Below are 13,052 nucleotides of genomic sequence, written 5' to 3'. Positions count from 1 at the left end.
TAACTAGTTAGTTAGTTAAGTTTACCGTTTAATGATTGGCGTTCACTAATAAGTGATCGCGGTGTGCTCTAGATGGGAAAAATATTAGCTGTATATATACAACCAATTGAAATTATAAATTCACCACTTAACGATAGTTATTTCAATTTGTATAAGTATTTAATTATAAGAAGAAAATAAAATGCAAGAAAATATCTTACCAACTGATGAGCAAAGACTTTTAGCTGCTAAAGCAAAAGGTCATACAGCTACGTTAAAAGCCTATATGTCATTGTCTGGTCCTGGTTGGCTACAAAGTGCATTAACTCTTGGTGGAGGCTCGTTAGCTGGCGCTTTATTTGTCGGTGTTATTGGTGGCTTAAACTTTTTATGGGTGCAGCTATTTGCCATGATCATTGGTGTAATTATGCTCAGTGCCATTGCTTATGTGACCTTAAGCTCTGGACAATCCCCTTATAAATTAATTCGAGATCAAATAAACCCTGTTATGGCATGGGGATGGTTAATTTCCGCACTGCTGGCAAATATGATCTGGGTAATGCCTCAATATGCTTTATCTTATTCAGCCATTACTGAAAACCTTGGTTTGAGTTTAGGTGGAGGAATAGCTGAAAAAGCGATTATTTCTTTAGTAATATTTGCTATTTGTACCGCTATAGTCATGACCTATGGACAAGGCTCTAAAGGTCAAAAATTCTTCGACTTAACGGTTAAGATAGTGGTTGCAGCAATAGTACTCACCTTTATGGCCGTTGCATTTAAAATAGTATTTATTGACGAGGTTTATTCGCTTAGCGATATTGCTGCGGGATTTGTGCCAAGTAGCGATCACTTTACTAGTCCACAAGGGGCTATAGCAGAGCAGCTAGCAAAACTCGATGCAAGTGTTCAACCCTACTGGCGAGCACAAATACTTAATATTCAACAAACCGTATTAATTGCTGCAGCAGCCTTTGCTGTTGGCGTTAACATGACCTTTATGATGCCATCATCTTTAATGGCTAGAGGTTGGAATAAAAATTTTCGTGGCTTAGCCATATTTGATTTATCAACGGGTATGTTAATTCCTTTTGTACTGGCTACTAGCTGTATTGTTATTGCTTCAGCCGCTACTTTTCACGGTCAATCTCAAGACTCATTAATTGAGGTTAACGGGCATTATCAAGTAAATCAACAAGCCTCTCAAAAAGTGATATCTGGATTGGAGAATAGCTTAAAGCAACGCTCCCAAGCCATTAGCGAGATAGCCATAAGCGATGAAGAAAAAGTAATGGCATCATATTTGATCAAACGAGATACGGGTTCTTTCATCAAAGCATTAGAGCGGATTATGGGGCCAGAAATGGCGCATTTTGTTTTTGGTTTAGGTGTTTTGGCTATGGGACTTTCTACTATAGTTATGTTGATGCTAATTTCCGGATTTTGTGTCTGTGAACTGGGTGGTTATAAGCATGGCGGAAAAGAGCATAAAAGAGGAACCTTACTCGCCACAACCGGGTTATTATGGTTTGTTGTTTGGACTGGGGGCTCTGCGCCCTACCTGGCAGCAATAACCGGCACCATTGGCTTTATTTTTCTCCCTATCGCTTATATCGCATTTTTTATGTTACTAAACTCTAAAAAAGCCATGGGTGAAAATGCCCCCACGGGTAAATCACGTACCATGTGGAATTTATTAATGGGTGGCGCGATAATATTTACCTGTTATACCGCGTTAGGGCCTTATGGTGCTTGGGGTAAAATGTTGGGTGGTTTTCCTATAGGCCAATACTTTGTTATTGCCTTTGTTTTATTAGCAATAGCAGGACAATTGTATATGCGTAATAAACATAAGAAAGTTAAGTTAATGCAGTTGAACGAAAATTTATGAAGTTATAAATAATTTGATAGGTGTTATTGGTCTGGGCAATATGGGTCAATAACACTTTAAATAAATCAATAAAGACAGTGTGCCCTTGAACTGTCACCTTTCTCTACTTCCATGCAGAACAACAAAACAACCCTTTACAAATGTTGCTAAATCATCTGGCACCGTTTGCACACATGAAACCATAGTAACCATAGTAACCATAGTAACCATAGTAACCACATTATCAACACCATAATCTGTGTCTGCTGTGGCAAAGATTTTCGTGCATCCTTTAAAGGGCCACCCAATTTTCCCACAACGCCTTTGTATGATCGAAAAATAAATACTTTGACACTTAATAACATGTATTTTTACATAAACAATACCAACCAAAAGTTAAATACCAAGTGATAAACAACAAATAAAACAGCGTATTAATGATAAGTTGAAAGTATTAGTCTATCATGATATTTTGGAGTTACCTGATTATATATATATAATCAAACACGAGCAGATATGATAATTTGCAAAGACCCTAATTAACTTATATAAAAGTAGATTTAATATGTATAGAAATATCGCACTAGTTGCCCTGTTATTATCCGTTTCATCGTTATCAATTGTTGAAGCCAAGGAAAAGAAAGCCAAATGGGCGCCAACAGAAAAAACATGCAGTAAAATCGACACACAAATTAAAAAAGCCGAAGAAACAGGCGACGCTAAAAAAATAAAAACAACCGCAAATAGAAAGGCAAAATGTGTGGCCAAAGGTCTATAACAGCTTTTTTATACATGCTGATGAATTTGCCTCAGCTTGCTAATAGAAAAGGGACACTAATAGCAAGAGGTGTTGACTCATAGGTATAATATATACCCATCACCAATCAAGATGCCTATTTCAAAGTGCACTTTGATTGGAAGCGGGTATATTACATTTCCTCCTAAAATCCAACTCCTCATCGCTGACTTATACCGATTAAATAATCGCTGAAAAATAACCTTTATTTACCCTCAGCTAAAGCTTGTGCTTTCATGCTTAGCTCTGCGGCTTTGAAAGTGTGCGTTTGGCTCATCGCGATTTCTGTGCGATTGATAACATCTAATATTAATTCACCAAAATAGGGAAAACTTGATTGTCCAAAGCAATCAATTTCTTGTTCTTTTTCACTGTCAGTAATAAAGAGTTTTGATGCCGGTGCTTGGCGTGCTACATCATTATATTTACGGCATTCTATGTTACCTTTGGTACCAATAATTATCGTGCGACCATCCCCCCAAGTGGCTTGCCCGTCAGGGGTAAACCAATCAACGCGGGTATAAAATGACGCACCATTATCACCGGTGAATGATATTTCACCGAAGTCTTCTAAGCCAGGTTTATCACTGTTATTGAAGTTTTCAACTCGAGCAAAATTAATATTAGCGTCAGTTGCCCCAGTATAAGTTAGAAACTGCTCAACTTGGTGTGAACCAATATCGGTTAAAATACCGCCGTATTGCTCTTTGTCAAAAAACCAATCCGGACGTGTCGCTTTTGCTAAACGATGCGGTGCTAAGTTAATTACCTGTAATACACGGCCGATAGCGCCTTGTTTGATTAATTCACCGGCTTGAAAAGCCGCTTCATTATGTAAACGTTCAGCATAATAAACCGCATAAATACGGCCTGTAGCTTTAACTACTGCTTTTACTTGTTCAAGTTGATTAAGGGTAGTGAATGGCGATTTATCGGTAAAATAATCTTTACCGGCTTGCATCACCTTAATACCAATATCTGCGCGAAGATTAGGAATGGCGGCACTAGCGATTAATTGTGTCTCATCGTCAGATAATATTTCCTCGAAGCTACTAGCAACAATAGCTTGTGGATGTTTTTCACAAAAAGCGGCTAAGCGCTCTTTATCAGGTTCATATACATATTTTAAGGTGGCACCCGCTTGTAATAAACCATTAGTTTGGCCATTAATATGGCCATGATCTAAATAGGCAACTGAAAAGAAAAATTCATTGGGCTCAACCACCTTCACCGATTTTCCAACGGGGGCATAATTAGCGCCGTCTTTCATATCTGTCATTTGTTATCTCTTTATTATTCTTTTTAACATTGTTTTATCGGAATTAACTTATCGGTATGATGCATTCATATCTATTTTTGCTTTAGTGCTTGATTTAGAACGTAATTGCGAACCTGCTGCTTTTTCATTTAACTGTGCTTGATAGGCTTGTCTGTTCATTGGCAATGTCACTGTTTGCTTGTTCCATGTTGATTGCAACATCGCATTAGCCATATCAAGTGAAGCTAAACCATCTTGAGCAGGTGCAATTAATGCTTCATCAGAAATAATGGCATTAATAAAATTATTCATAATAATTGCATGTTGGTTCACTGTTTCAGTGGTGCTGATGTCACTTTGGCTAACCGTAGGCAAGCCAAACATTTCATCAGTATTAGCACAAAATGTCGCCGTGCTTTGGTCATTTAATTTTTGTATTAGAATACCAGAATCAAAATGTAAGCTACCCTTGTCGCCAATAATATCAAAACGGTTAACACCGGGTGCTTCACCTGTTGAACCGACAAATACGCCAGTCGCTTTATTGTTATAACGTAAGTAAGCCGTCACTTCGTCTTCAACTTCAATATTGTGGTATTTACCAAATTCAGAAAAGGCGGTTATTTCACTCGGTACACCACAAATCCATTGGAATATATCTAGGTTATGAATGCATTGGTTTACCAATAAACCACCGCCTTCACCTTTCCATGTAGCACGCCAGTCACTCACTTGAAAATAAATGTCAGGGCGGAACCAGTTAGTCATTGTCCAGTGGGTGCGTTGTATTTCACCTAAGACACCACTATCAACCACGGCTTTAATTTTTTTAAAGGTAGGGTCTGTACGTTGATTTAACATTAAAGCAAATTTAACATTATTCGGTTTTATTTTTACCAGGGTTTCACCTTCAAAACTTGATAAACCAATGGGTTTTTCAAGCATTACGTGTAAACCTTTTTCTAAGGCATATTTGGCAATTTCAAAGTGAGAAAGTGTGGGTGTCGCAATTAATACGGTATCAACAGAGCCTGAGTCAATAAGGCTTTGGTAGCGGGTAAAATGATCTGCACCTAATTCAGCAGCTTGAGGGCCAGCAGAACGAGAACATAATGCGGTAATTTTACAATTTTTGGTTGCACCAGTAGTTACATTGTTAATGTGCTGCTGGGCAATGTTACCTAAACCTATAACGCCTAGGCGTATTTCTGTTGTCATATCCTATTAACCTATAAAAGTTCGAATTTTGTCTGACCAAATTTAAAGCCAGTATATCGCTTTTGTGAAACCAATCTAGTCAAAGCTGGTTTGCTTATTCTCATGGAGAAGTGATCACTATTATTTATTAATAGACATCAACTTGCTATAGCTTACTTCGATAAAGTTTTTCTATCGTTTGAGTTGTGTAAGGGATATTTGATCCAAGATTTTTTACCACATCTTTTTAATTGAATAATCAATTAATGGTACCTGAAGCACGTCGACTATAGCGAAGACCGCTAAAATTAGTGGCTTTGTGTAAATATAGAAAATTCAAAAATGACAAAAAGACATCACTCGATGTTCAGGTTCTTAATAGACCATCAAAATTAACCTATCACTATTATCTCTCTAATGACTTGCTTGCGCGTTAACAATGAGATAACATTTAATAAATAACTAAATAGTTACTTAAGGTGGTTTGCAATAATCACCACGCAAAAATATAAAAATTCGAAGTAACTAACACTTTAAATAACATTATAGGAACAACAATGGCTGAAATTAGACTTGGCATCATCATGCACGGCGTAACTGGTCGTATGGGCATGAATCAACATTTAATTCGATCTATCCTTGCGATAAGAGAGCAAGGTGGAGTATCACTATCAAATGGTGATGTGGTAGTGGTTGACCCTATCATTGTTGGCCGTAATGCCGAGAAAATTGAAAAGTTAGCTAAGAAACATAATGTTGCTCGCTGGACGACAGATATGGATGCCGCTTTAGCCAATCCTGATGATACTATTTTCTTCGACGCTGGCTCAACGCAGATGCGCGGAACCTTTCTTAAAAAAGCCATGGACGCGGGTAAGCATGTTTATAGCGAAAAACCTATTTCAGAGACACTTGATGAGGCTATCGATCTTGCACGTTATGCCAAAGAAAAAGGTGTTAAGAGCGGCGTAGTACACGACAAACTTTATTTACCGGGTTTAATGAAGCTTAAAGCATTACGCGATAGTGGCTTTTTTGGCGAAATACTCTCAGTTCGCGGTGAGTTTGGTTACTGGGTTTTTGAAGGCGGTTGGCAAGATGCGCAACGACCAAGCTGGAACTACCGTAAGGGCGATGGCGGCGGCATGATCCTTGATATGCTTTGCCACTGGCGTTATGTGCTCGACTATACATTTGCCAAAGTTAAATCAGTAAGCTGTCTTGGTGTAACTCATATCGACAAGCGCTTTGATGAACAAGGTGTTGAATATAAAGCCGATGCAGATGACGCTGCATACGCTACCTTTGAGCTCGAAGGCGACATAGTGGTGCAAATGAACAGTTCTTGGTGTACCCGTGTTAATCGTGAAGATCTAGTTACTTTCCATGTTGATGGCACCTTAGGATCAGCTGTTGCAGGCCTCCATGGCTGTAAAGTTCAGTCACGAGTGAATACGCCTAAACCTGTTTGGAATCCAGATACACCGCAATCAATGGAATTTAAAGAAGACTGGGTAGAATTACCAAACAATACAGAATATGACAATGGCTTTAAAGTGCAATGGGAAGAGTTTATTCGCCATGTAATGGAAGATGCTCCTTATGAATTTGATTTATCGTCTGGCGCTAAAGGCGTTCAACTTGCCGAGTTAGGCTATAAAAGCTCTGCTGAGCGTAAGTGGTTAGATGTTCCAGACCTAGAAATATAGATTACAGATATAGAGTAGAGATTTAGTAAAATGACTATGATCAAGTTACCCAATGTTAACGGAAAAATTGAAAACTATACCTTATCACCGGCAAAATCATTTGTTATTGAAAAGGGTATAGCCTTACCACGTATCGCTTATTCTGCCGTGCATGTGGTCGCAGATCCATTAGCGGATGTTGACCCATGGCTGACCCCTGCGATTGATTGGGATACCACCATTAATTTTCGTCGCTATCTTTGGGATCTTGGCCTCGGTGTTGCCGAAGCTATGGATACAGCGCAACGTGGTATGGGGCTCGACTGGGCAGGCGCACAAGAGCTTATTCGTCACTCCCTTGATGCGGCCAAGGATTATCCAGATGCCATTATTGCGGTTGGCTGTGGCACAGATCATCTTGTTCCTAGTGCTGATGTAACCATAGATGATGTAATTCGTGCTTACGAAGAGCAAATGGAATATATCGAAAGCTTGGGTGGCAAACATATTCTGATGGCAAGCCGCGCGTTAACGATGGCAGCAAAATCTCCTGAAGATTATGCCAAAGTATATGGTCGCATACTCTCCCAATCTAAAGAGCCAGTTATACTGCATTGGCTTGGTGAAATGTTTGATCCAGCCCTTAAAGGATACTGGGGAATGCCAGACCATGATGCAGCTATGGATGTATGTCTCGGCATTATAGAAGAGCATGCTGACAAAGTTGATGGAATAAAAATTTCCCTTTTAAATAAGGAAAAAGAAATTTCTATGCGTCGACGCTTACCAGCAAGCGTAAAAATGTACACCGGTGATGATTTTAATTATGCCGAGTTAATTGAAGGTGACCAGCAAGGTTATTCTCATGCGCTGTTGGGTATTTTTGATGCCATAGCGCCTGCCGCATGTGCTGCACTACAAGCATTAGGTAGAGGTGACAACGCCACTTTTAATGATATTTTAGCACCGACAGTGCCACTTTCACGTCATATATTTAAAGCGCCAACGCGTTTTTACAAAACCGGTGTTGTCTTTATGGCTTATTTAAATGGTCACCAAGATCATTTCACTATGATCGCCGGTCAGCAATCAACACGCTCGCTGGTTCATCTAGCAGAGTTGTTCAAACTTGCTGATCAAGCTGGCATGTTTGCCGATCAAGCGTTAGCTGTTTCACGAATGAAAGCAGTTTTAGCCACACATGGTATTCAAGGATAAAATAAAGTTATGCGCGACTTATCAAGTGACACTGCCCTACTTTCATTAAACACCGCTACGGTGAAAATGCAGTGGGACTTAAAGCAAATAATCGATGGCTGTGAACGCCATCAAATTGGTGCTATCTCACCTTGGCGCGATCAAGTTGCCGCTTGTGGTTTAGATGAAGCGGCCAGACGAATTAAAGGTGCCGGCCTTAGAGTAACTGGTCTTTGTCGTGGCGGTATGTTTCCTGCTGCCGATGCAAAAGGTTTACAAGCGAATATTGATGACAATCGCAAAGCAATCGATGAAGCGGTTGTGCTTGGCGCTGAATGTTTAGTACTAGTCGTTGGCGGTATGCCAGCTGGCTCTCGTGATATCGCTGGTGCTCGCAATCAAGTATTTGATGGTATGAGTGCGATACTTGAACATGCCCGTTCAAACAATATGCCACTGGCCATTGAACCGTTACATCCTATGTATGCTGCCGATAGAGCGTGCGTCAATACGATGAAACAAGCACTCGATATTTGTGACCGTCTTGGCGAAGGCACTGGCGTTGCCGCCGATGTTTACCACCTGTGGTGGGATCCAGATTTAGAACAACAAATTATTCGAGCGGGTAAAAACAAACAACTACTTGCTTATCATGTGTGTGATTGGCTGGTACCAACCAACGACATGCTCACTGATCGCGGTATGATGGGTGAAGGCATTGTTGAATTGAAAAAAATTCGCGGCTGGATGGAAGCGGCTGGTTATGATGGCTGTTGTGAAGTAGAAATTTTTTCAGAAAATAACTGGTGGAAAAAAGATCCTGAAATCGTTTTACAAACCTGTATTGAACGTCATCAAAGTGTGGTTTAAGCAAAACTTCTTGTGTTTATATGATTTGAAATATCTTAACTACTTAGCCTTTAAATAATAACAACGATGCACTAAGTGACATCAAGTGCTGCAAGGAAAAGATCATGAAAATTAAAAAGTATCGAATTGGCATAACAGCATCACTGGCCCTGCTCTCGGCCTTTATGACAATCGCAGTATCTGCCGCCAATGATACACAAAATTCTGCTGGCCAATGCGAGTTGTTCAATAGCGCAGAGATCCTTGACGAAAGCACACTGAATATAAAGGTCTTGAAAGATTGGCACGTAGACAAGCTGACAGGCACAACACGCCAGAAGCTGATCGAAATTAATGTCGCCGAATGGGCGCCAGGGCAAGACTATCGGATCCCCGTGCGCATGATAGTGCCGCTTAAAGGCAAAGCTAAAGGCTTTCATATTACAGGCGCAAATCCATATGAAGGATTGATGAAAGGTTCGAAACCTAGCGACTTTGAGGCAAAACTGCTGGCAGGTGGCGTTGGTATCGTTAAAACACATGTCAAGGCCCCCAGAGCGATTCCGGGTAAAAAGGGCCTGCAAGGAAAAATGGAGCGTCTGTTTATAAAAGAACTTAATCCGCGATACACAACGGTTTGGATTTGGCCGATGACGTTAATGAGAGCCACAACCGCCGCTTATGCGGAAACCGAGTATTTTGAAAAAGGTAAAGTGGCCGGTTCGGGTAGCTCTAAGAACGGCATATCGCCTGCGGTCGCCTTGATCAACGACGAGCGTTTTACCGCGACACACTCAGACCATGCGTTTGCTTACTTTTCGCCGACTCGTAGCGGCGATAGGCAAGAAGTGGATAAAGTGGATGCTGCAAATAACGCATTCTTCAAGGCTGTTAAGGCCGGCGATATAGCGCTGAAGCAAAAACGCGCGAAATGGTATCAGAGCGTTATGGTGGCAGGTAAGCGCAGTATGTATAAGAGGGCGCAGAAAGCGGGAAAATCCATGGACGAATTACAGAATTTGCAGAATTGCTTTGGATCCAAGCTGTACATAACCAAGCATTGGGACCAACTGATGAAGCGCGACGTTGATATCTTTTTCCAGCCAGGAACACACGACTATGTTGCCTATGATATTCTCTGGGGAGCGCAAAACCATGCTCAGTTGCCTGTCTATTACGAACCCAATGGCGGACATGATCAAACGCCGCATGACGACTCGGAAAAAGACGAACAGAATAAAGAAGCTTTCCTGTGGCAGCATTTCTTTGGCGGCGAGTCTTTGCTGAAGCCTCCAACGTCGAGCCATAAAGTCAACCAGAACAAGCTAAATGTTAGTGTGCGTTTTGAGCAAGGCACTCAGCCGATAAACGGACGTATATGGTGGATGTATGACCGCGCTCCTGAAGGCTCTGCCCCCTTCTTGCACGCGCCAATCCCTGAAGAGCAATCGATGGAGATGGAATTTGACGCCAAGACCGGTGTTTGGACCGCTGATATTGAATTACAGCAAGGTTTTTCCCGAATTGATTTCTTCAGTAATCATGGACTCAAGGTTAACGGCTACAAACATTATCTTTCAAGCCCTTATACGCGAGTGGAACTTCCCCTTAACCCGTAAACTGGATGCATGCTGCCGGCTATGTTGGCTGTTGTGCAGTGGACATTTTTCAGAAAATAACGAGTAACCACAGTAGTTATGAAATATCTTATCTTATTATCGAGTATCGTTTTATCAGCTTGTGTAAGCACTGATAATTCTCAGCCATCAAAACCTCAAGCGAGCAGAGCTGCTGCTTCGCTCGAAGCCTCAGCTTTAGCTGATGGCTACCAGTGGCAGTTAGTTAGTGATGGTAAGTTGGTAGTGTCTCAATCTGAAGGGGAAGACGATCAAACCTTCCCAAGTGTGATCAAAGTACCCCAATGGGTTACTAAAGAAAATAGAGCCCACCCCGATGCCAAGTATTACTTATATTATGGAGAGCATCACGGCATGGCGATCAAAATGAAATGGGCTAAGCATATTGAAGGACCATGGACACCCTATAATGTTTCAGATTCACGTAAAGGGGTTCTGGATTTCACTGCAGATACTGATCGTAATCAAGGTGATAATACTTGGAAACACCTTGCCTCCCCTGATGTTTTTATTGATGAAGAGCAGCAACGTTTTATTATGTCATTTCATGGCAAACTTAAAAAAAAATTAACATCTAAGGGGAAAACCGCCGAAGCTTACCATGGAAACGCTATCGCTTTTAGTCCTAACGGCCTTAATTTTAATGATGCTGAAACCGGCGGTGGTATTAAGGGTTATGGCCCTATAGAAGCACAGCATGGAGACATAACCCGTACCGTTTATATGATGAAGCCCTATGCACGTTTTTTCTTTATCAACGACAAGGTGTTTACAATCAGCAGAAAAGGTTTATTACAACAGCCTAAATCGCAAAGTGCTCCGTGGCAAATCAACAAAAGAGCCCCTTTTGGCCACCAATGGGTTAGCCAAACAAAAGCCAATGATTTATATAACAAACAAGTCCGTAAAAACGCAAAAATATACCATTCAGCGATAGCTACTTGGTTTGCCAGCAGTGAGTTTGCTACTCATCCAAACAACCCACATCCGGGAAAAGTCATTAGCTCAAACGGTAAAAATGACCGAGTAAATCATGTTGGTATTTTTCAACGCTCTAATAGCTTACTCGAAGTGTTTTTCTGGGTTAGAGGTGATACTAAAAAGATTTTCGGTATTGATGATCCCTACAACCACCTTTACCGAGTGATGTTAGATACGTCATCTGCTAACTGGGATGATTGGGACGTGGTACGAGGTGCTAACAACCAAGTTATTTTTGATGTGGCACTTGATCCAGCTGAAATTTATCAAGCGGTTAAAACAGCAAATGGTGGTGGCGACATTAATGGTTTAACTCATGCAGATCCTACCAGCATGGGTGCTTCAAACTTTATTGAAGTCGACGGAGCCTTATACTGTTTTGTTAGCTTTCATTCCGAAGACATGGGCGGAGCTGACAGTGAAGGCCAAATAACCACTTTCAAACTGACACCTAATACCAATTTGACAAATTAAGTGAATTCAAAATGCTCGATTCAGAGCGTTTGTGCGATTCCAATACACCAGAACCGTTTGACAAACATGTGGCAACGTTTAGTCCACACACATTAAAAAGCGATATATTTTTTTGATGAATATTTGAAATAAGGAGTCATACAACCATGAACAAACAACACACCACACTACTCTTCGTGATCCTAGCTCTATTGGCGACGGCGCCCTTTTCGAATGCACAAGCGCAACAGCCCTCAGAAGAGAAACTGGCGCAAATACTCAAACGCTTTCCTGACGCGGACACAAATAAGGACGGCAAACTGGACACGAAAGAGCTCCAACAGTTACGCCAATCCAGGAAGAGGAATACGCACCCGTCCGCAGCACCGCAACCTACGCAGGCTGGAGATGAGAAACTTAACCAGACGCTGGCAGGCATGAATGCGCGGTTTAAGAATGTTGAGATGGAGCTTTTTGAATGGCCTAGTGAGTTACATGCGAAACTTGGAAAAATGACGAAACTTGCAATTGTGACTCGGCCTGTTCAGAAGATTGAAGGCAAGCTGCCGTTGCTTATTAATTTGCATGGTGGAGGACAGCGTTGGTGGGACAAGAATTTTCAACAGCAGCTTGACATTTCGGCTGAGATGGGGATGAAGCGGGGGTATGATTTGGCGGAGCTTGCGGGCAAGGGGCTGATTGTGCTCGATCCTAACACGGCGGAACGTTGGGTTGCGGATTCCCTCGATACCATGCTTGATTATGTGTTGGAAACCTTCCCAGAGATTGATAAGGATCGTGTGTATGTGATGGGCTACAGCGCAGGGGGTGGCGCGACTTGGAGATGGATCAATCAATCGGCGGATCGTTTTGCTGCGGCAGCACCTACTGGTTTTACAGGTGGCAGTGCTAAGGACGATGTGAAGAAGCTTGCCAAGTTGCCGATTTGGGGCATGGCGGGCGGCGATGATGGCAAGAACCCCGCTGGAATTAGAAAAATGGTTAAGCGATTGAACGCGGCGGGAAATATGAACGTGAAGCATACGGAGTTTGAAGGGGCAGATCATCGCTCGGGAAGCAAAGCAGTGTTTAGTACAGTGGAACTAGTGGATTGGATGCTAGGGTTTAAGCGACATAAACAATAGAG

10 protein-coding genes are annotated in these 13,052 nt (G+C 41.6%); 8 read left to right on the top strand and 2 right to left on the bottom strand.

Annotation, left to right across the window (positions count from 1 at the left end):
* The first annotated feature begins 181 nt into the window (after positions 1-181).
* A complete protein-coding gene (locus RGQ13_RS02160; protein WP_348391915.1) occupies positions 182-1,870 on the top strand; it encodes a divalent metal cation transporter in 1,689 nt (562 codons plus the stop codon).
* 544 nt (positions 1,871-2,414) lie between these two features.
* Positions 2,415-2,627 (top strand): hypothetical protein, encoded by a 213-nt coding sequence (locus tag RGQ13_RS02155; RefSeq protein WP_348391914.1) that lies wholly within the window; start codon positions 2,415-2,417, stop codon positions 2,625-2,627.
* 223 nt (positions 2,628-2,850) lie between these two features.
* Here RGQ13_RS02155 and RGQ13_RS02150 read toward each other — a convergent pair whose 3' ends face one another.
* Positions 2,851-3,924, bottom strand: a complete 1,074-nt coding sequence (locus RGQ13_RS02150) for a Gfo/Idh/MocA family protein (RefSeq protein WP_348391913.1) — start codon at positions 3,922-3,924, stop codon at positions 2,851-2,853.
* Positions 3,925-3,972: 48 nt separating this feature from the next.
* Positions 3,973-5,121: a Gfo/Idh/MocA family protein gene (locus RGQ13_RS02145; protein ID WP_348391912.1), complete on the bottom strand. Its 1,149-nt coding sequence runs from the start codon at positions 5,119-5,121 to the stop codon at positions 3,973-3,975.
* Between the two features lie 536 nt (positions 5,122-5,657).
* Between RGQ13_RS02145 and RGQ13_RS02140 the strand changes: the two genes are divergently transcribed.
* The 6 genes from RGQ13_RS02140 to RGQ13_RS02115 all read left to right on the top strand — a co-directional run bounded on the left by RGQ13_RS02140 (position 5,658) and on the right by RGQ13_RS02115 (position 13,050).
* Positions 5,658-6,809, top strand: a complete 1,152-nt coding sequence (locus RGQ13_RS02140) for a Gfo/Idh/MocA family protein (RefSeq protein ID WP_348391911.1) — start codon at positions 5,658-5,660, stop codon at positions 6,807-6,809.
* A 30-nt stretch (positions 6,810-6,839) separates the two neighbouring features.
* The gene (locus tag RGQ13_RS02135) at positions 6,840-8,006 is read left to right on the top strand and encodes a dihydrodipicolinate synthase family protein (RefSeq protein WP_348391910.1); all 1,167 of its coding nucleotides are present in this window, start codon (positions 6,840-6,842) and stop codon (positions 8,004-8,006) included.
* 9 nt (positions 8,007-8,015) lie between these two features.
* The gene (locus RGQ13_RS02130; protein ID WP_348391909.1) at positions 8,016-8,855 is read left to right on the top strand and encodes a sugar phosphate isomerase/epimerase family protein; all 840 of its coding nucleotides are present in this window, start codon (positions 8,016-8,018) and stop codon (positions 8,853-8,855) included.
* A 104-nt stretch (positions 8,856-8,959) separates the two neighbouring features.
* Positions 8,960-10,453 (top strand): hypothetical protein, encoded by a 1,494-nt coding sequence (locus RGQ13_RS02125; protein ID WP_348391908.1) that lies wholly within the window; start codon positions 8,960-8,962, stop codon positions 10,451-10,453.
* A gap of 78 nt (positions 10,454-10,531) precedes the next feature.
* Positions 10,532-11,926 carry a hypothetical protein gene (locus tag RGQ13_RS02120; protein ID WP_348391907.1) on the top strand — a complete coding sequence of 465 codons (1,395 nt, stop codon included), beginning with the start codon at positions 10,532-10,534 and terminating at the stop codon, positions 11,924-11,926.
* 146 nt (positions 11,927-12,072) lie between these two features.
* Positions 12,073-13,050, top strand: coding sequence for a carboxylesterase family protein (locus RGQ13_RS02115; RefSeq protein WP_348391906.1), 978 nt, complete (start codon positions 12,073-12,075; stop codon positions 13,048-13,050).
* Positions 13,051-13,052 lie beyond the last annotated feature (2 nt).

It is taken from the genome of Thalassotalea psychrophila (genome assembly GCF_031583595.1).
In the GTDB taxonomy this organism is placed as follows: domain Bacteria; phylum Pseudomonadota; class Gammaproteobacteria; order Enterobacterales; family Alteromonadaceae; genus Thalassotalea_A; species Thalassotalea_A psychrophila.
This window is presented reverse-complemented; position numbering and strand designations above follow the sequence as displayed.